The 19,861-nt window shown below is 67.6% G+C and carries 17 protein-coding genes; 3 read left to right on the top strand and 14 right to left on the bottom strand.

From position 1 onward, the window contains the following. Positions 1-442 precede the first annotated feature (442 nt). Positions 443-838: a GFA family protein gene (locus BRAS3809_RS00385; protein WP_008960116.1), complete on the bottom strand. Its 396-nt coding sequence runs from the start codon at positions 836-838 to the stop codon at positions 443-445. A gap of 209 nt (positions 839-1,047) precedes the next feature. On the opposite strand from BRAS3809_RS00385, the gene BRAS3809_RS00380 reads away from it, so the two are divergent. Next, positions 1,048-1,635 (top strand): hypothetical protein, encoded by a 588-nt coding sequence (locus BRAS3809_RS00380; protein ID WP_008960115.1) that lies wholly within the window; start codon positions 1,048-1,050, stop codon positions 1,633-1,635. Between the two features lie 461 nt (positions 1,636-2,096). On the opposite strand, the gene BRAS3809_RS00370 is transcribed toward BRAS3809_RS00380, so the two are convergent. The 8 genes from BRAS3809_RS00370 to BRAS3809_RS00335 form a co-directional block, all read right to left on the bottom strand. Continuing rightward, positions 2,097-2,696 carry a VOC family protein gene (locus BRAS3809_RS00370; RefSeq protein ID WP_008960114.1) on the bottom strand — a complete coding sequence of 200 codons (600 nt, stop codon included), beginning with the start codon at positions 2,694-2,696 and terminating at the stop codon, positions 2,097-2,099. 378 nt (positions 2,697-3,074) lie between these two features. Next, on the bottom strand, positions 3,075-3,791 hold the full coding sequence (locus tag BRAS3809_RS00365; protein WP_008960113.1) for an SDR family oxidoreductase: 717 nt from the start codon (positions 3,789-3,791) through the stop codon (positions 3,075-3,077). Then, complete coding sequence (locus BRAS3809_RS00360) at positions 3,788-4,648, bottom strand: ATP-binding cassette domain-containing protein (protein ID WP_008960112.1); 861 nt, start codon at positions 4,646-4,648, stop codon at positions 3,788-3,790. Before BRAS3809_RS00360 ends, BRAS3809_RS00365 begins: the two co-directional genes overlap by 4 nt. Next, positions 4,645-5,520, bottom strand: coding sequence for an ABC transporter ATP-binding protein (locus BRAS3809_RS00355; RefSeq protein WP_008960111.1), 876 nt, complete (start codon positions 5,518-5,520; stop codon positions 4,645-4,647). The genes BRAS3809_RS00360 and BRAS3809_RS00355 overlap by 4 nt, the downstream gene beginning before the upstream one ends. Then, complete coding sequence (locus BRAS3809_RS00350; RefSeq protein ID WP_035654724.1) at positions 5,517-6,407, bottom strand: ABC transporter permease; 891 nt, start codon at positions 6,405-6,407, stop codon at positions 5,517-5,519. Before BRAS3809_RS00350 ends, BRAS3809_RS00355 begins: the two co-directional genes overlap by 4 nt. Positions 6,408-6,412: 5 nt before the next feature. Beyond that, entirely contained in the window at positions 6,413-7,420 is a 1,008-nt protein-coding gene (locus BRAS3809_RS00345) for an ABC transporter permease (protein ID WP_008960109.1), read from the bottom strand. Positions 7,421-7,447: 27 nt separating this feature from the next. After that, entirely contained in the window at positions 7,448-8,989 is a 1,542-nt protein-coding gene (locus BRAS3809_RS00340; RefSeq protein ID WP_008960108.1) for an ABC transporter substrate-binding protein, read from the bottom strand. Between the two features lie 85 nt (positions 8,990-9,074). Next, complete coding sequence (locus BRAS3809_RS00335; RefSeq protein ID WP_008960107.1) at positions 9,075-10,319, bottom strand: dienelactone hydrolase family protein; 1,245 nt, start codon at positions 10,317-10,319, stop codon at positions 9,075-9,077. A gap of 155 nt (positions 10,320-10,474) precedes the next feature. Here BRAS3809_RS00335 and BRAS3809_RS00330 point away from each other — a divergent pair, with 155 nt between their 5' ends. Then, entirely contained in the window at positions 10,475-11,128 is a 654-nt protein-coding gene (locus BRAS3809_RS00330) for a helix-turn-helix domain-containing protein (protein ID WP_008960106.1), read from the top strand. On the opposite strand, the gene BRAS3809_RS00325 is transcribed toward BRAS3809_RS00330, so the two are convergent. From BRAS3809_RS00325 to BRAS3809_RS37220, 4 genes are all read right to left on the bottom strand, one after another. Further along, positions 11,116-14,301 (bottom strand): efflux RND transporter permease subunit, encoded by a 3,186-nt coding sequence (locus BRAS3809_RS00325; RefSeq protein ID WP_035654721.1) that lies wholly within the window; start codon positions 14,299-14,301, stop codon positions 11,116-11,118. The two genes, BRAS3809_RS00330 and BRAS3809_RS00325, sit on opposite strands and share 13 nt — an antisense overlap. Beyond that, complete coding sequence (ihpB, locus tag BRAS3809_RS00320; protein WP_008960104.1) at positions 14,294-15,277, bottom strand: divalent metal ion exporter adaptor subunit IhpB; 984 nt, start codon at positions 15,275-15,277, stop codon at positions 14,294-14,296. Before ihpB ends, BRAS3809_RS00325 begins: the two co-directional genes overlap by 8 nt. Continuing rightward, positions 15,274-16,542 (bottom strand): divalent metal ion exporter subunit IhpA, encoded by a 1,269-nt coding sequence (gene ihpA / locus BRAS3809_RS00315; RefSeq protein ID WP_035654734.1) that lies wholly within the window; start codon positions 16,540-16,542, stop codon positions 15,274-15,276. Before ihpA ends, ihpB begins: the two co-directional genes overlap by 4 nt. A gap of 64 nt (positions 16,543-16,606) precedes the next feature. Further along, positions 16,607-17,221 carry a hypothetical protein gene (locus BRAS3809_RS37220; protein ID WP_240535566.1) on the bottom strand — a complete coding sequence of 205 codons (615 nt, stop codon included), beginning with the start codon at positions 17,219-17,221 and terminating at the stop codon, positions 16,607-16,609. Between the two features lie 129 nt (positions 17,222-17,350). Here BRAS3809_RS37220 and BRAS3809_RS00305 point away from each other — a divergent pair, with 129 nt between their 5' ends. Next, positions 17,351-18,826, top strand: a complete 1,476-nt coding sequence (locus BRAS3809_RS00305; protein WP_008960101.1) for an amidase — start codon at positions 17,351-17,353, stop codon at positions 18,824-18,826. A 21-nt stretch (positions 18,827-18,847) separates the two neighbouring features. Here BRAS3809_RS00305 and BRAS3809_RS00300 read toward each other — a convergent pair whose 3' ends face one another. Beyond that, positions 18,848-19,585, bottom strand: a complete 738-nt coding sequence (locus BRAS3809_RS00300; RefSeq protein WP_035654716.1) for a transglutaminase-like cysteine peptidase — start codon at positions 19,583-19,585, stop codon at positions 18,848-18,850. Positions 19,586-19,861: the final 276 nt, after the last annotated feature.

Below are 19,861 nucleotides of genomic sequence, written 5' to 3'. Positions count from 1 at the left end.
GCGCCGGGCGTGTTGGCCACCGTCATCTCCAGGACGCGCTTGCCGCGCATCACCGCAGACTTGACCTCAGCTTCGGGAGGCCAGGACCACGCGACTTGACCGTACGGGCCGGTGTTGTTCGTCGGCGCGATCACTCACGCTGCAAACCGGCCCGCCCACCACATCCCGCACTCCACGCTTCGTGACGACCGCGCAGCGCCCCTCGTCGATGAGACGGGATGCGCCCAGAGAAGCATGAATTTCGAAAAAACGGAAGATGAATCTTCGTCGCGGTCGGTGCGGACAGATCCATCACGTTGGAGCTGCGCCGGAAAACAGGTCTATTGCACCCGTCGCTTTGCGGTCGGTCGAGGCCTGCGAAGCGAATGATTGAAGGCGCGCCTCGTCGCTGATTTGGCCGACGGGCAACGGCCCGGCGCACGCGGCACGCCTCTCGACCGGATCAATCCTCCGCGCGCAGGCTTTCGCCGTGGATGTACCAGTCGGCGCGCGAGGCCCAGTGCACGTGGCGGTCGGGCGCGGCGCCGAGTGGCTGATCGAAGCTGCCGGCGGGAATGATGGCCTCGCGGCCGCTGCGTGTCAGATGCGGCATCGGGCTGCCGCATCGGGTGCAGAACGCGGTGGCGAAGCTGCGCGCCTGCGGCAGGTCGAAGCGCGCGACGTTGGCTGTGCCGTGCAGCCAGCGCAGCGCCGCCGCCTTGACGACGACCTCACAGGAATGCGCGGTGCCGCTCGCCTTGCGACAGCGCGAGCAGTGGCAGTTGAGGAATTTGTCGAACGGGCCGTCGACCTCGAAAGCGACGTCGCCGCACAGGCAGCTGCCCTTGAAGGCGGTCATTTTTTCCTCCTGGGACACGAAAGGACCAGCGGAATTGGCGAAAGGGATTTCGACTGCGAGTCAAGCAAATACGTTAATTCGGAACCGCATGAGCGGGCAGCTCTGTCCCGCAAATGCATGGCTCAGGGGCGATTCCGTCACTTTGAGGACATGTTTAGCGGTTGATTGGCGCGCGGCAGGGGGATTTCACAGCGTACAGGAGTCCTCCAATGTACCGCGTTGTTCTTGTCGTCGCCGCATTGCTCGCCCTCTCCGTTCAAGCCGAGGCGCGTCCTCGTCACCATCATCATTTCTCTCATCATCACTATTCCTACCGCCACCACGGCTTCATGAGCGCGATGGCCTCGATTCCGGGCGATGGCCGCGTCGTCGAAGGTCGTGTCGTCGGCAGCCGCCCGTCGGGTTGTCCGCACGCGTTCTGCGGCTGCGAGGCCTCGCTCTACACCTTTGGCCGCGTCATTCCCGAGCTCAACCTAGCTGCCAACTGGCGCCGCTTCCCGCGCGCCATGCCGGCTCCGGGCATGGCCGCCGTCCGCACGGGCCACGTGATGATCCTGCAGCAGCAGGTCGCCGGCAACGTCTGGCTGGTGCATGACGGCAATTCCGGCGGCCACGTCACCCGCGAGCACCCGCGCTCGATCGCCGGCTACACCATCGTCAACCCGCGCGGCGGCTCGATGTATGGGGCGGCTGCCGGTCCGACGCGCGAAGCCCGCGCCTCGCGCTATCAGCGGTTCGCGCGCAACACGCGCTCGGATGGCTGGATGGCGAGCGCCGCGCCGGTGGGGTTCAACTGAGGCATGGGTCTGAGCTGACCGCGTTCGCAGCTGTCGCGTTCGAACGGCGCGACTGCGCTCGCTGACTTCCGTACCCGTTCCCTGCTCATGGCCGGGCTATCGCAAACGCAATGGCGGAGCCGTCCCGGAGAACGATCCTCCGGATGAGTTTCTCCGTCATGCCCGGGCGCGTCCCGGGCATCCATGTCGTTCTCAGGATATCGAAGGGCGTGGATGGCCGGGACGAACCGGGCCATGACGACGGGGAGAGTGACCGGCGCAAAACTCCGGTCGTCAGATGTGATCGTCCTGCCACGTCCGGGAGGGGACCGATTGCATCGAAGATGCAATCCGGGTGAGGGCGTACAGGTCTCACCACATTCACTCCCCTTGCGGCTGCCTCTCACCCCGGCTCTCTCCCCGTAGGAACGGGGAGAGAGTTGAGGGAGCTTCGACGTGGAGCGAATTGGTTTCGCGTCGTCTTACTTCTGCGGCTCCGTCGTCGACCACAGCACGGTGGTCGCGGTCTTCTCGTAGGCCATGCCCTTGGGATAGCTGATCAGCTCCATCTGCAGGTCCCACGGGGTCAGGAAGTACAGGATCGACTGGCCGCCGGCCGGGCCTTCGGTGATCGGGATCGGGCCCTGCATGGTGCGCACGCCCTTCGACTTCAGATAGGCCGCGGCCTTGTCGATGTCGTCGACATAGAGCGCGATGTGGTGGCCGCCGAAATCGCTGTTCTTCGGCTGTGTCCTGGCCTGGTCCGGCGCCTCGTACTGGAACAGCTCGATGTTCGAGCCATAGCCGCAGCGGACCATGCTGATCTCGTCGATGACGGCGCGCGGATGCACGTTGACGACGTCTTGCATGAACGTGCCCTTGTCGTCGGAGAACGGCCCGAACGACATCGCCTGCTTGCAGCCGATCACGTCGGTGAAGAAGGCGATCGCGGCCTTGACATCGGGCACGGTGATGCCGGTGTGGTCGTGGCCGCGCAGACCGGGGATGGAGTCGGCGGCGGCGAGGGAGGAGGAGAGGGCGAGGGCGGCGAAAGCTGTGCTGATGAGTTTGGCAATCTTCATTGAAGGACTCCGACCAAGGGTTGACATCGAACGATTGAGGCCTCGTGGTTCGAGACGCGCCGCCAAGACGGCCCCCTCACCATGAAGGTCGAGTTCCGAGTGATGGCGCGCATCCGCCACCGGCAGCGAGCTCGCGAGGTGAGCCGGGAGCTTCGCGGCCCCCCGCGCAGTCGAGCCGCTCGACCAACTCCCGCCCCTCACCCTGAGGAGCCCGCCGCAGGCGGGCGTCTCGAAGGGTGAGGCCGTTGCTCGGGCGTCATGGTTCGAGAAGGCGCTGCGCGCCTCCTCACCATGAGGGGTGAGATCGAACGCTGCAGCCAGCCTTTCGAAGGACGGAGCACGCGCCTGCGCTGCCATTCTTGCTGCCAGTCTCGCGCGTCACCCCGACGCCAATTGCTTCTCCACCGCCTTGTGATCCTGCGCCAGGCCGGCCGCGAGGCCGCGGGCCATGTCGCCGACATAGATGTCCTCCTCGCCGGCCTCGTAGCCGTCGAGGATCTCCTTCGCCGCCTCGGCCGGCGTCATCTTCGGAATCGGAAGACCCGCCGTCATGCGGGTGTCGACCGCGCCGGGCAGGGCGCCGGCGACGCGCACGCCCTTCGGCGTCAGCTCGCCGCGCAGGCCTTGCGTCAGGCTCAGCGCTGCGGCCTTCGAAGCGCAATAGGAGCCCATCAGCGGCAGGTTCACGCGCGCCAGGATGGTGAGGATGTTGAGCACGGCGCCCTTGTTCTTGATCAGCACCGGGGCGAAGGCGCGGGTCAGCCGCAATGGGGCGAGGTAGTTGATCTCGATCTCCTCGGTGGCGATGGCGAGATCGGGCGCCAGCATGAAGGCCGTGTTGTGATTGACGCCGGCATTGTTGATCAGCAGCGTCGCGTCGGAGGCCTGCGCGGCGGCGGCGGCCGCGTCGGCGTCGCTGGTGACATCGAGCTTCAGCGGCACGACCTTGTTGCTCGCGGCAATGCCGGAGACGTCGCGCGCGGCGGCGTAGATCTTGGCGGCGCCGCGCCCGAGCAGCTCGGCGATCAGCGCCTTCGCGATGGCGCCGGTGGCGCCGGTGATGACGACGACGCAGTCCTTGATCGGTGCACTCATGCGGCGGATCCCTGCTGCTGCGGTTGCTGACGGGACGGGGAGTCGTCGAGCCAGCCCGGCTCGACATCGGGGAGCGGAATGGCGGCGAGCAACTGGCGCGTATAGGCGTGTTGCGGATGGGAGAAGATGCGGCCGACCGGGCCGTGCTCCACCACCTCGCCGCCCCGGAGGATCGCGACCTCGTCGCACAGCACGCGGATCACCGAGAGATCGTGGCTGATGAAAACGACGGTGAGCCCGAGCTTGGCTCGGAGATCCTTCAGCAGCATCAGGATGTGCGCCTGGGTCGAGACGTCGAGACCGGAGACGATCTCGTCGGCGACGATGAAGTCGGGCTGCAGCGCGAGCGCGCGCGCGATGCCGGCGCGCTGGCGCTGGCCGCCGGACAGCTCGTGCGGATAGCGGTCGACGAAGGCCGTCGGCAGGCCGACGAGGTCGAGCAGCGCCGCGGCCTTGTCGCGGCGGTCGCGCCGGCCGTTGAGGCGGCCATAGACTTCGAGCTGGCGCGTCAGGGTCACCGCCAGCGGCAGCCGCGGATTGAGCGAGGATTGCGGATCCTGGAAGATCATCTGAATCCGCGCGCGCAAGGGTCGCAACGCCTCTTCGGTGAGATGACTGATCTCGACGCCATCGAACTGGATGCCGCCCGCGGTCGGCTCCAGCAGCCGCACCAGGAGGCGGCCGAGCGTGGTCTTGCCCGAGCCGGACTCGCCGACGAGGCCGAGCACGGCGCCGCGCGGCACCGCGAGATCGACCGATTTGATGACGTCGCGCATCTCGGGCTTGCCGAACAGCGCGCGCGACCGCGCCGGATAGGCGAAGCCGAGCCGGCCGGTGCGCAGCAGGATCTCGCTCATGCCGGCCTCGCTGCGGCGAGCTGATCGAGCCGGTGCGCCTCGGCCCACAGGCTCTCGATCAATGCCGGCGGCACCGGCTTGAGCGCGTCGGCAGGCCGGTCGGCGCGCGGCGTCGCCGCCAGCAGCGCGCGCGTGTAGGCGTGATGCGGCTTCACCAGCACGTCCGCGGTGAGGCCATCCTCGAGCACGCGTCCGGCATGCAGCACGGTCATGCTGCGGCAGATCTTGGCGACGACGCCGAGATCGTGGGTGACGAACAGGATCGCCGCGCCATGGCGCTGGCGCATCCGCTCGACCAGCTGCAGCACCTGGCGCTGCACGGTGACGTCGAGCGCGGTGGTCGGCTCGTCGGCAATGACCAGCGACGGATCGCAGGCGAAGGCCGTCGCGATCAGCACGCGCTGGCGCATGCCGCCGGAGAGCTCGTGCGGATACAGTGTGAGCACGCGGGCGGGATCGCGGATCGCGACCTCGGTGAGCAGCTCGGCGGCGCGGGCGAGCGCGGCGCGCTTCGACAGCTTCAGATGCAGCTGCAGCACCGCCGCCATCTGCGCGCCGATGCGCCGGACCGGGTTGAGTGAGGTCATCGGATCCTGCGGGATCAGCGCGATGCGGCGCCCGAGCAGGTCGCGGCGCTGCCTGTCGGGCAACGCCAGGAGATCGCGGCCCTCGAAGCTGACGCAGCCCGCGGTGATCTTCGCTCTCGACGGCAGCAGCCCGAAGATGGTGCGGCCGACCATCGACTTGCCGGCGCCGGATTCGCCGACGAGGCCGCGCACCTCGCCGGCCTCGACGCGCAAGGAGACGCCGCGCAGCACGTTGGCGGCGCCGATCGCGACGTGAAGGTTGTCGATCTCGAGGATGGCACTCATCGGCGTTGCACCGGGTCGAGCGCGGCGCGCAGGCCGTCGCCGAACAGATTGAAGCCGATGACGCTGACGATGACCGCTGCGATCGGCAGCGCCATGATCCAGGGCGCCTGGTAGACGATCTGGCGGCCCTCGGTGATCATGCCGCCCCAGCTCGCGGTGTCGCCGGTGACGGAGATGCCGACGAAGGAGAGGATGACCTCGACCAGGATCGCGATGCCCATCTCGACGGCGAGGAGCGTGACGATCAGCGGGATGAGATTGGGCAGGATCTCCAGCCGCAGCGCCTGCGCGCGGGTGAGGCCGAGCACGCGCGCCGCGGCCGCGTAGTCGCGCGCGAGCTGGGCCTGGGTCTCGGCCCGGACGATGCGGGCGAAGCGGGTCCAGTCGACGACGACGATCGCCGCGATGACGGATGTGAGGCCGGCGCCGATCACGGCGGCGAGCACGATCGACAGCAGCACCGGCGGGAACGCCATCCAGACGTCGATCATCCGCGACACCAGCTGATCGGAGAGGCCGCCGAAGGCGCCTGCGATCAGGCCGAGCGCGATGCCGATGAGCGCGGCCAGCGCCGAGGCGATCAGCGCGACCGCCACCGCGGTGCGCGCGGAATACATCAGCCGCGACAGCACGCAGCGGCCGAGACTGTCGGTGCCGAGCGGGAACGCGGCTTCACCGCCGCGCATGAAGGCCGGCGGCAGCTGCGCCGACATCAGGTCCTGCTCGGCGGGATCATGCGGGGCGATGACGGGGGCGAACAGCGCGATCAGCAGCAGCAGCGCGACGATGAGACCGCCGGCCCACAGCCGCGCGCCGCCGCGCGCGACCGCGCTGCGCCAGCGCGACGGCGCTGCGGTGATCGGACCGGAGAGGACGAGATCAGCCATTGCACTCATCCATGACGCAGCCTCGGATCGAGCAGCGCCACCAGGAGATCGACGGCCAGGTTGAGCGCGATGAACAGCACGGCGAAGGTCAGGATCAGCCCCTGGATCAGCGGGAAGTCGCGGTTGATGACGGCGTCGATCGCCATGTTGCCGATGCCCTCGTAGGAGAAGATGCGTTCGACCAGCACGGTGCCGCCGAGCAGCAGGGTGACCTGCACGCCCGAGAGCGCGACCGTCGGGATCAGCGCGTTGGGAAACACCTCGCGCTGCAGGATGGTGGTGCGGGAGAAGCCGCGGGTGCGGGCGATCTGCGCGTAGTCCTGGTCCTCGGCCTCGGCGAGCTGCGCCTTCAACAGGCGCGCGACCAGCGCGGCGAAAGGCAGCGCCAGCGCCAGCGACGGCAGCAGCATGTGGCGCAGCAGGTCGGCGGCGATGTCGAGGCGCAGGGTGAGCAGGCTCTCGACGAGATAGAAGTGAGTGCGGAAGGCGATTGCGAGCTGCGGATCGAGCCGGCCGGAGATCGGCAGCAGCGGCAGCAGCACGCCGAAGCCGAGCAGCAGGATCAGCGCCCAGAGGAAATCGGGAATCGCGAGGAAGAAACCATTCGCCGTATCGAGCAGCCACTCCGCGCGCGTGCCGCGCAGCAGGCTGCCGACCAGCGCGACGGCTGTGCCCATCAGCAACGCCAGGACGACGGAAAGCGCGGCGAGCTCCAAGGTCGCCGGCAGCCGCGCCCCGACCAGCTCGAACACCTGCTGGCGCAGGCTGATCGAGCGGCCGAAATCGCCTGATGCGACCTGGCCGAGCCAGGTGATGAACTGCGACAGCAGCGGCTGGTCGAGGCCGTACAGCGCGCGCAGCCGCGCGATATCGGCGGGCGAGGCGCCGGGCGGGATCATCATCGCGATGGGATCGCCCGGCACCACGCGCAGCAGCACGAACACGATGGCGCCGACGCCGAGCAGCGTCGGCGGGATCAGAGCGAGGCGCTTGAGTAGGGCGCTCCAGCGCATCGCCGTGTGCTCCGTCTCAGCCTTGTCTCAACCTTGGGTGACGAGCTGCGGCAGGATCATGCCGTTGGCCTGCGGCACCACCTTCAGCCCCTTCTTGTGCACGATCGGCTGGACGTATTGCAGCAGCGGGATCACCTCGCCTTCCTCGGCGATGTATTTGTCGACCGCCTTCCAGCCGCCGATGCGCTTGGCTTCGTCCTTCTCGCCCCACAAGGGTCCGATGCGCTCGATCAGGTCCTTGCCCTTCCACGCCGAATGCGGCGACGGGCCGAACATCGCGAACCCGGTCGAGGTCGTGGGATCGCCGATCGCATTGCCCCAATTGTAGAACGCGGCCGGCGCCAGCGCATGGCGGGCGCGCAGCTCGAAATGCTGGGCGATCTCGTAGACCTCGATATTGGCCTCGATGCCGACCTTGCGCCACATGCCGGCGATCGCCTGGACCATCTCGTAGTCCTTCGGCTTGAAGCCGCGCGTGGTCTGGATGGTGAACTTGACCGGCTTCGACGTCGAATAGCCGCTCTTGGCGAGCAGGCTCTTGGCGAGCTCCGGATCGTAGGCGACCTTGATCGACGGATCGAAGGCCGCGTAGCCCGGCGCTTCCAACGTGTCGATCGGGACGCCATAGCCGCGCAGCAGCTTCTCGACGATCGCCTTCTTGTCGATCGCGTGATTGGCGGCGAGGCGCACGTTGCGGTCGAGCATCGGATCGATGTCGGTGAGGAAGATCATGCCGATGTCGGAGATCGGCTGCGTCACGCCGGCGAGGTTCGGCTTGGCCTTGAGGCGGTCGAACTCCTCATAGGGAATCTCGAAGGTGATGTCGGAGCCGCCGGATTCGATCTCGGCGACGCGGCTGGTCGGATCGGTGACGAACTTGAAGACCACGGTTTCGAACGCCGGCTTCGGTCCCCAATAGCCGGGATGCGCCTTCAGCCGGAGGAAGGCGTTGCGCTCGAACGCATCGACCTTGTAGGGCCCCGAGCCGATCGGCGCCTTCTCGAAGCCCTCGGCGCCGACCTTCTCGTAATAGGCCTTCGGCAGCACGTAGCCAGTCAGGAACGCCATCCATTTGAACAGCACCGGCTCGAACTCGACGACGTCGGCGGTGATGGTCTGGCCGTCGATCTTGAAGTTGTTGATCTTCGACCACACGAACTGGATGGGGTTGCCGCCCTTCGGATCGGCGGCGCGGGTCAGCGACCACACCACGTCCTCCGGCGTCACCTTGGAGCCGTCGTGCCAGGTCGCGTCGGAGCGCAGCTCCATCGTCACCTTGCTGCGGTCCTCGTTCCAGCCCCACTTCGTCAAGAGGCCCGGCGTGAAGGAGAGATCGGCAGCCTGCCCGATATAGGGATCGAAGATCGCCTGGTAGATCGACTGGATCGTCGGGTTGACCGCGGAGACGCCGACGGTGGGATCGAACGACGGCAAATTGACGTTGTAGGCGATGGTCAAGGTGCCCGCCGCGGCATCGGCGGCGCGCAGCGGCAGGCCGGCAGCGAGCGGCAGAGCAGCTGCGCCCGCGAGCTGCAACATCGTACGACGAGAGATCTGATGGTCACGCATGGTGATGCAACTCCGGATGAACGAAGGACGGATCGGCGAAGAACAGCTCAAGGGATGGCGCCCGTGTCGCCATCGCACGTCACGATCAGCGCGGCGCGCTCTCGGCCCAGCGCTTCATCAGCGTGTTCGAGGGCAGGCTTTCATCGACCAGCTTCTTGGCGGTCTCGACGCCCGCGACCGGCAGCTTGGATGGATCGAGCAGGCCGATCTGCACCAGCACCGAGGCCTGATCCCAGTAGATGTGCTCGTTGTAGAGCTTGTCGCCGCGGAAGCGCACGATCGCGACCAGGGGAATCTCGACATATTTGCCGGTCGGCGGGATGCCGGGCAGCATCCAGTCGATCTCGATGTCGTGGGTGAAGCAGAACAGCATCTCGTCGACGACGCGGTCGGCGCCGATGGTGCGCGAGATCGGCACCAACTTGGTGTCCGCCGGCGTCTTCGGGATGAAGTGGTTGGCGTAGAACCGCAGCAGGTCCTTGTAGCCGACGCCGCCGGTCATGGTCGGGATGTGGTTGACATAGGGCTCGGCGACCATTGTGCCCATCGTCGCCTCCGCCGAGCGCGTCGCGAATTCGAGCTCGGTGTGCTTGTCCCACAGCGACGACAGGTCGTAATGCGGGCCGAGCACCTTGCGGAACAGGGCGATCGAGCGCGAATGCGCCATCAGGGTCGCGGGCTTGTCGAAGCTCGCGCGCTCCGGAGCGGCGAAGGCGTGGTCGCAGCCGGGATAGAGATAGAACTCGGCATCATCGCGGCCGGCAAAGCCGGCCTTGATCGCCTCGCGCGCCTCGGCGGGAGCGAACTTGTCGAGCTCGGCGAAGTGGAAGACGATCGGGCCCTTGATGTTCTTGGCCTCGCCGATATCAGCCTCGATGCCGACGCCGTAATAGGAGACGGCGCAGTCGACATCGGTCCGCGCGGCCGTGAGATAGGCCAGCTTGCCGCCGAGGCAGAAGCCGAGCGCGCCGACCTTGCCCTTGCATTCAGGCCGCGCGCGCAGCACCTTCAGCGCGTCGGCGGTGTCCTTGATCGCGAGATTGACGTCGAAGCGCTGATAGTAGCCGAAGGCCTTGCCGAAATCGGCCTCGCCATAGCCGAGTTCGATGCCCGGCTCGAAGCGCCAGAACAGGTCGGGCGCCAGCACCACATAGCCTTCCTCGGCGTAGTAGTCGGCGACCGCGCGTATCGAGGCGTTGACGCCGAAAATCTCCTGCAGGAGCACGATGCCGGGACCGGAGCCTGACGCGGGCACCGCGAGGTAGCCCTTGAACGTGCCGCCATCGGCGGCGGCAATATCGATCCACTGTCCAGCGCTCTTGCCAGCCATCGTCATGCTCCCCGGTCCTGCCTGCGTCCACAGTGACGCCGCACCTGATGTGTTTTCTTCATTGAATTTTTAATGTAAAAATATCGGATGTAAACAGCAGAGATTGAGCATGCGCTGCACACGCATTGTGCGGAGCGGCATCGGGAGACGGGATATTGAAAAGGGCTGGTAGCGCCGCGGCGACGCGCAAGACCGTGGCGGGGAAGGCGAAATCCGCAAGGGGCAGGGCCGGGTCACGGGCAGAGAGCGACCGCGATGCTGCCGAGACGAACGGCAAGGGCGAAGGCAAAGGCGAGAGCAAGGGGTCTTGGCATCTCGCCCGCAGCGACGCCGAGCGGCGGCTGTCGGAGTTCGAGTTCGCGCTGGAGCGGCTGGCGCAGTCCTATTATCGCTGGAAGGCGTCCTGCCTCGCGGCCGTCTGCGAGGTGCCGCTGACCGGCGACGACGTCGCCGTGCTCAACGTCGTGCGCATGGGCGACGAGCCGAAGCGGCTCGCCGAGGTCGGTCAGTTGCTCAACCGCGTCGACGTGCCCAACCTGCAATACGCGACCCGCAAGCTGGTCCGCGCCGGCCTGATCGAGACCGAGGGACGCTCCTCACGCAAGGAGACGCGCTACCGGGCCACGGCCCGCGGCCGCGAAGTCACCGAGGAATATGCGGCGCTCCGCGCGGCGACGCTGCCGCCGATGTTCGAAGCGATGCCCGGTTGGGTCGAGAGCTGCGCGGCGACCACCGCGCAGCTCGACCAGATGGCCGGTCTCTACGGCCAGGCGACGCGGGTCGCGATCACCAAGCGTCACCAGTCGTGAGCCGGGTCAGGCGGGGGCGTATCCCGCCTGAACAGCACGTACAGCGCTGGCAGCACCAGCAGCGTCAGCACGGTCGAGGAGATGATGCCGCCGATCACGACGGTGGCGAGCGGGCGCTGCACCTCGGCGCCGGCGCCTGACGCGAGCGCCATCGGGACGAAGCCGAGCGAGGCGACGAGCGCGGTCATCAGCACCGGACGTAGTCGCGCCAGCGCGCCTTCTTCGACAGCGGCCAGGATGCTGCGGCCTTCCTGGCGCAGCCGCTCGATGAAGGCGATGATGACGAGGCCGTTGAGCACGGCGACGCCCGACAGCGCGATGAAGCCGACGCCGGCGGAGATCGACAGCGGCAGGTCGCGCAGCAGCAGCGCGGCGATGCCCCCGGTCAGCGCCAGCGGCACGCCGGAAAACACCAGCGCCGCGTCGGCGAACGAGCCCATGCTCATGAACAGCAGCAGGAACACCAGCGCCAGCGCGATCGGCACCACGATCGTCAGGCGCTTGGTGGCGGACAGCAGCTGCTCGAACTGGCCGCCCCAGCCGATCCAGTAGCCCGGCGGCAGCTTCACTTTCTCAGCGACAGCGGCCTGCGCCTCGGCCACGAACGAGCCGAGGTCGCGGGCGCGGACGTTGGCGGTCACCACGATGCGGCGCTTGCCGTTCTCGCGGCTGACCTGGTTCGGCCCGGGCGCCGACGCGACGGCGGCGACGGATGAGAGCGGCACGTAGCGCGGTTGCGCGGCGGCGTTGACGGCGGTGCGCAGCGGCGTCGCGGTCGCGTCCTCAGCCGCAGGCAGCGGGATCGGGATGGCGCGGATCGCATCGAGATTGCCGCGCAGACGCTCGGGCAGGCGGACGACGATGTCGAAGCGGCGGTCGCCGTCGAACAGCTTGCCGACAGCCTTGCCGCCGATCGCGATCTCGACCACGTTCTGAACTTCCGAGACGCTGAGGCCGTAGCGCGACAGCGCCTGGCGGTCGATCTTGACGGTCAGGATCGGCAGGCCCGCGACCTGCTCGGTCTTGACGTCGGTGGCGCCGTTGATGCCGCGGATCGCGGCCTCGACCTGGCGCGCGGCGCCCTGCAGGATGTCGAGATCGTCGCCGAAGATCTTGATCCCGACATCGCTGCGCACGCCGGAGATCAGCTCGTTGAAGCGCAGCTGGATCGGCTGCGAGATCTCGTAATTGCTGCCAGGGATCTCGTCGGCGGCCGCCTCGATCTCGGCGACGAGCGCAGCCTTGGACTTCGCCGGATCCGGCCATTCGCTGCGCGGCTTCAGCATGATGTAGCCGTCGCCCTGCGACGGCGCCATCGGGTCGGTCGCGACCTCGGCGGTGCCGATGCGGGTGAAGACGTCCTTGACCTCAGCAATCCGGCGCAGCCGCGCCTCCAGCGCCTTCTGCAGATCGACCGACAGCGTGAGGCTGGTGCCAGGGATGCGCAGCGAAGCCAGCGCGACGTCGCCCTCGTCGAGGCTCGGGATGAACTCGCCGCCCATGCGCGCCGCGGCGACGCCGCTGATCGCGACGACCAAGACAGCGATGGCGGCCACCGTCAGGCGATAGGTGATGGCGATACGCAGCAGCGGCGCGTAGATCCGCCGCGCGCCGCGCATGATGACGTTCTCCTGCTCGGAGACCTTACCGGTGACGACAATCGCGACCGCGGCGGGCACGAAGGTGATCGAGAACAGCACGGCGGCGCCGAGCGCCATCAGCACGGTCAGCGCCATCGGCGTGAACATCTTGCCCTCGACCCCGGTCAGCGTCAGCACGGGGAGATAGACGACTGCAATGATCAGCGTGCCGAACAGGCTCGGCCCGATCACCTCGCGCGCGCCGTCGACGATGGTCTTGAGCCGCTCGGAGGTCGTGAGCAGGCCGCCCTTGCGGTGCTGGGCCTGGGCGAGCAGACAAAGACAGTTCTCGACGATGATGACGGCGCCGTCGACGATGATGCCGAAATCGATCGCGCCGAGACTCATCAGGTTGGCGCTGACCTTGCTCTCGACCATGCCGGTGATGGTCATCGCCATCGCCAGCGGAATGATGCAGGCGGTGACCAGCGCGGCCCTGATATTGCCGAGCAGCAGGAACAGCACGACGACGACCAGCGCGGCGCCTTCGAGCAGGTTCTTTTCCACGGTGCGGATGGTGGCTTCGACCAGATGCGTGCGGTCGTAGAGCGTGCGCGTGATCACGCCCTCGGGCAGCGACTTGGCGATCTCGTCGAGCCGCGCCGCGACCCGCCGGGCCACGGCGCGGCTGTTCTCGCCGATCAACAGCATCGCGGTGCCGAGGATCGTCTCCTCGCCGTTGAGCGTCGCAGCACCCGTGCGCAGGTCGCGTCCTTCGGCCACCTCGGCGATGTCGCCGATGCGCACCGGCGTGCCGCCGCGGGCGCCGATCACGATGTCCTTCAGCTCGGCGGCGCTGCCGACCTGGCCGGGCGCGCGCACCAGATATTGCTCGCCATTGCGCTCGATATAGCCGGCACCGACATTGGCGTTGTTCGACGCGAGCGCGGCGATCACGTCGCGAAAGCTGATCTTGTAGGCCATCAGGCGGCCGGGATCCGGCAGCACATGGAACTGGCGCTCGAAGCCGCCGATGGTGTTGACCTCGATCACCCCTGGCACGCCGCGCAACTGCGGCCGGATGATCCAATCCTGCACGGTGCGCAGGTCGGTCGGCGAGTAGTCCGCGCCATCGGGCGTCTTCGCGCCGGGCCTGGCCTCGACCGCATACATGAAGATCTCGCCCAAGCCCGTCGACAGCGGCCCCATCGCGACCTCGACGCCGGGCGGCAGCTGGTCCTTGATCTGCTGAATGCGCTCGTTGACCTGCTGACGGGCGAAGTAGATGTCGGTGCCGTCCTGGAATACGACGGTGACCTGGCTCAGTCCGTAGCGCGACAGCGAGCGCGTGGTGTCGAGGCGGGGCAGGCCGCCCATCGCGGTCTCGACCGGGAAGGTGATGCGCTGCTCGGTCTCGAGCGGCGAATAGCCGGGCGCCTTGGTGTTGATCTGCACCTGCACGTTGGTGATGTCGGGGACGGCGTCGATCGGCAGCCGGGTGAAATTCCAGGCGCCGAACGCAGCCGCGCCGAGCGTGATCAGCAGCACCAGCCAGCGCTGGCGCACGGCAAGAGCGAGGATCGCGTCAATCATGCTCGGCCTCCCCTTTGCCCATCTCGGCCTTCACGACAAAGCTGTTCTCGGCGACATAGTGCTCGCCGGGGGAGAGCCCATCGCGGATCTCGACATGGGTCGGATCGGATTCACCTGTTGCGACCGGGCGCGCCTCGATCTTGTCGCCCTCCTCGCGGACGAACACGACGGTCTTGTTCTCCAGGGTCTGGATTGCGCTGGCGCGGACCGCGACGGCGACGCTGCGCTTGGCGAGCACGAGGCGCGCGGTGACGAACAGGCCGGGCCGAAGGCGGCCGTCGGCGTTCGGCAGCACGACGCGCGCGAGCGCCGTCTGTGTCTCGCTGGCGCCGACGGGGGCGATGTAGGACACGTTGCCCTTGATCGGGCCGCGGCCGTCGTCCGGATCGATCAGCACCTCGTCGTCGAGACGGACGCGGCGGAGATCCTGGCGATAGATCGAGAGGTCCACCCAGATGGTCGAGAGGTCCGCGACCACGAAGGCGGGCTTCTGCTCGGACGCGTATTCGCCGAGCGAGATCTGGCGGTCGATGATGGTGCCGCCGATCGGCGCCTTGAGGTCGTAGGCGGTCAGGCTCTGATTGCTTTCGATCGCGGCGAGCAGCTCGTCCTTGGTGACGGTGTCGCCGATGCGCTTCTTGATGGCGCGGACGATGCCGGGGAAACGCGGCGTCACCTGCACCAGCGCCTCCTGGTTGGCGCGCAGCACGCCGTTGAACGCGAGCGTGTCCGACAGTGTGGCAGGTCCGGCTTCGGCGAGCGTGACACCCGCGGCCGCGAGCTTCACGTCGCTGATGCGGATGCGGTCGGCGCCGTGCTCGTCCTGCTCGACATGGTCCTTCGGCGCCTTCTCGGCGTGATCGCCATGACCAGCGGCCGGCTCGCTCTGCGGCGCTGCTTCGACCAGAAGCCGCGACGCGCCCGCGCCGGCGGCGGCTGCGAGGATCGCAATGACAATGACGGTGGAGGCTCTCATCGCGCGATCTCCCGGGCCAGCGTGAAGGGGCGGCCGACCAGGCCTTCGATGGTCGCCACGGCGACATGGATGTTCTGCAGTGCTTCCTGCTCGCGCAGCCGCGCCTGCGCCACGCTCGCCTGCGCGTCCAGCACTTCGAGCAGCGAGAAGCGCCCGGCGCTGTAGCCTTGCGCGATCTCGTCCGCGGCTTCCTGCGCCTTGGGGATCGCGATCTCGCGCAACACCGCCACCTCGCGCAGCGAACCCTGCAGCGAGTCGTAGGCGCGGCCCGCGATCACCAGCAGGGCGTTGCGGTTGGCCTTGCGCTCGGCTTCGGTCTTGGCGACGCTCTCCTGCGCCGAGAGGATGTTGCCCTGGTTCTGATCGAACACCGGGATGGGTACGGAGACGCTGAGCCTGACGGCATCATCCTGCGTATCGTTGAAGTGACGCCAGCCGGCGCTGACGCGGACGTCGGGATAGGGCTTCAGCCGTGCCAGCAGCAGCTCGGCGTTGCGCTGCGCGTAGATGGCGGTCCAGCGCACGAGCTGCGGGTTGGCATCGATGGCCGCGATGACGGTCTGGAACGACGGCGGCTGGCCCGTGCTGTCGAAGCGGCCGGTGACGGACGGGAGTTTTGCAAGACTGTCGCCGGTCAGCACGGCGAGCTCGCGGCGTGCGCTCGCCAGGGTCGCCTTGACGCGCTCGCGATCGGCGCGCACCAGTGCCGATGCGACCTCGGCGCGGCCGGTTTCAGCCGGCGACGACGCGCCGGCCTCGACGCGTCGCCGCAGCAAAGGTGTCAGCCGGTCGAGGGCGGCGACCTGGTCATCGAGGATCTGGATGCGGCGTTGCGTCGCGAGCACCGTCACGAAGGCGACCGCGGTTTCCGACAGCACCTCCAGCCGCACCGCCTGGCGCTGGATCTCGGCGGCGCGCACGCCGGCCTGTCCCGCCGCGATGCGCGCGTCGCGCTTGCCGAACCATTCGAACGCCTGGCTGATCTGCAAGGTGGTCTCGGCAGAGCGCGTGCCGCGATAGGGGCCCGAGCCGAGCGAGTTGTCCTGCTCGTAGGACAGCTCGGGATTGAGCAGCGCGCCGGCCTGCAGCCGCTGGCCGGAGGCGATGCCGACGTCGCGATCGGCGGAGGAGAGCCTGGGATTGGCGGCGAGCGCGCGCGACAGCGCCTCGCGCAGGGTCAAGCTCTGCGCGGCCGCGCCGTGCACGAACAGCGCGAGCAGGGCCGCGGCGCATGCAGCGCGCGCAGCCATTGCGGGGAATGGCATGACGAACAACCTGTCTGGACGGGCAATGAGGACGGCTGGCGCCGTCCGGCACTTGACGTCAGATTCAGATCAGGTGTTTGGGCGGAGGCGAATCGGAGTCGGACGGGATGCCGGCCCCCATTGCGACGATCGGCCAATCTGTCGCCGCGACGATGTCGCTCGGGAGCACCGCGAGCTGCAGTTGCGGCACGGCGACCGAGAAGCAGCCGTGGCAATGATGATCGGCGATGCCGCGCGGGTCGGCATGGCCGGCCTTGTCGAGCAGCGCCGCGATCTCCGGCTTGCCAGACGGCGCGTGCGCGACGTCGAGGTCGCAGGCGCCATGCAGCGCGCCGGCCAGGAGATAAGAGAGCAGCAGGCACAGCGCGGCGATCCGGCGCAACAAGCCCGGACGGCGCGTCAGATATCGCTGGCGACTGTTGCGCACGGCATCCCCTGTTCGGCTGGCGGATAGCACGCGGACGGCGGTGTTGTCGATCAGCAACAATGTAACAAGGGGAACTGCGTCAACGGATCGCGCGCGGGCGCAGGCAGGGTGCTGGTCGACTCCGCGTGGCGCGGAAGGCGATGCCTGCGGCGCGAGCGGCGTGCGATGCGCGCGATTCACGCGCGGCGAGGCGAAGGTCCCGATTTTCGGAACCAAGCGGTCGTTCAGCGGTAAGCCGCGGCGCATGAGCATGTCGTATTGGCGGCATGCAAGCCTGCTTGATTGACAGCCTGCCTTCGCAAACTAAGGTTCGCGCCGCCGGACGATGCAGGCGCGGACTCATCGGCTCATTGATAGTCGGTGTGAAGGATCGGAACACAGATGACCTTGGTGATGAGCTGGGACGAATGGGCCCGGCATGACGGCGTGGCGCTCGCCGCGCGCGTTCGCAGCGGCGAAGTGACAGCGGCGGAGCTGGCGCAGCAGGCCGCCCAAGGCATCGCCATGGTCGATCCCAAACTATCAGGCGTCGTCGAGATCTTCGCCGACGCGGTCGACGATCCGATCAAGGCCGGCGCCAATGCCGATGGCCCGTTCGCCGGCCTGCCGTTCCTGATGAAGGATCTCGGGCCGACCATGGCCGGGCGCCTGCAGGAGCAGGGCTCGCTCTACATGCGCGGCAACCGCCCCGCCGCCGACACACATCTGACGTCGAAGATGCGCAAGGCCGGGCTCAATCTGATGGGCCGGACCACGACGCCGGAGTTCGGTGTCTGCAGCTCGGCGGAAAATCCCGCGGTCTACGTCACGCGCAATCCGTGGAACACCGACTACACGACCTGCGGCTCGTCGGCCGGCAGCGCCGCGATGGTCGCCGCCGGCGTGGTGCCGATCGCGCATGCGACCGATGGCGGCGGCTCGATCCGCATTCCCGCAGGCGTCAACGGCAATATCGGACTGAAGGTCTCGCGCGGCGTGTTCTCGATCGCGCCGCATCTGTCGGATCTCTCCGGCCTGGTCTCGATCCAGGGCTGCCAGTCGCGCAGCGTGCGCGACACCGCGGCTTTCGTCGATCATTGCCGCGGCGGCGCGCCGGGCGAGTTCATGCCGTATTGGACCACGCCGGAGCCCTATGTCGAGCTGATCAAGCGCGACCCCGGCAAGCTCAGGATCGCGCTGTCGCACCAATGGGGCGACTATCGCGCCACGCCGCACATCGCGGCCGAGCTGGAGCGCGTCGGCAAATTCCTCGAGGGCCTCGGCCATCACGTCGGCTACGCGCTGCCGGACGTCGATTATCGCGCCGCCTTCGCGGCACAGACCACCTGCTACATCTCGAACTTCGCCATCGTCATCAACAACCTGCTCGCACAGCGCAAGCTGGAGCGGCCGCCGGCCGAGCTGATCGAGCCGATCAACATCCGCATCTGGGAGGCCGGCCGCGGCACGAGCTTCGCCGAGCGCGCGGCGATGCAGGCGGTGTTCAATACCACCTCGCGCGCCTTCGGCGCGTTCTTCGAACAGTGGGACATCATCCTGACGCCGATCACGGCACTGTCGACGCCCAAGATCGGCACCACCGAATATCTGACGATCAGCGACAATCCCGACGTGCTCGACTGGTTCGGCAATCTCTGGCGCAATTTCGCCTTCACGCCGCTCGCCAATCTCTGCGGCATTCCGGCGGTCTCGCTGCCGCTCGGCACCAACGAGCACGGCCTGCCGCTCGGCATCCAGGCGATCGGCAAGCAGGCCGATGACGGCCTGCTGCTGCAACTGGCCGCGCAGATCGAGCGCGCCATCGACGGTCGATGGAATGGCGGCGCGACGCCGGCGGTGCACGTCACCAAGGGCTGACGGCCAGCGGAGACCGGAAGGTCAGTCGCGGGACCGGTTGCTCACCTGGGCCACCCAGGAGGCAGCCTGCAGTGCGGCGATGCCGCTGTCGTCGAGCACGAAGCGCGGCCGGATCTGTCGCGCGTCGCTGTCCTGGATCATGGCCATGCGCTGATTGTCGAGCAGCAGCCAGCGTCCGTCGAGCCGCGCCGCAACGACGGCGTGATCCTCGCCGCGCATGGTGTCGCGCAGGATGATGATGCGCAGATCCTGCGGCGGCAGTCCGGCCAGCCGGAGCGCGACGAACTTGGCGATCGCATAGTCCTCGCAATCGCCCGCCAGACTGGCGAAGGTGGCGAGCGGCGAGGCCCAGACATCCATCTCGCCATACTGGGCGAGGTCGCTGGCGGGGTGGATCGCCAGATTGATCGCCCGGTTGATCTCGCCGAGCCGGGCGCGGCCTTCCTTGGCGCGCCCCTGATCGACGATCGCCAGCAGCCGCAAGGCGGCTGGTGATACGCACCGCTCCCGGTCACCATCGCAGAGGGCGAGCTGCACGCGCTCGTCCTCGAGCTTGCGCGCCAGCGTCTGCCATTTGTCCCGCAGCGGGCCACTCTCGAGTTCGCTGCGCAGCAGCCCGAATGGCTCCGTGTCCGCCGCGACGGCCGCAAGTCCCAACGGCTGGCCGAGCGGACCGGCATGGGCCGGGCTCAAGGCCCAAAGCACCGCGCTAGTCACTGCCGCCGCAAATAAGGTACGCACCAGCGCGAGAATAGTCATGTAACGCCCCCTGCTCGGAGTTCAGCGGCTCGTTGGCGCGCCTGCGGAACCGGATGCTTGTTCGGGGAGCATCAGCGCAAGGACTTTGCCCCGGCTTAAAAGGGGGCTGCTCGCGATAAAATCGTGGCCGTCAGGGTGAACATTGTGTTGCGTCACTGCGACAAATATTAACCAAAGCGGAACGAACGTCGCGAATGGCGCGTCTGGTTCGCGGTCAGGTTGTGCTCGGTCGATTTCTGCATTGCCTGACAAATCTATACATTTTGTAGATTTCGG

It is taken from the genome of Bradyrhizobium sp. STM 3809 (assembly GCF_000239795.1).
Lineage (GTDB): Bacteria > Pseudomonadota > Alphaproteobacteria > Rhizobiales > Xanthobacteraceae > Bradyrhizobium.
This window is presented reverse-complemented; position numbering and strand designations above follow the sequence as displayed.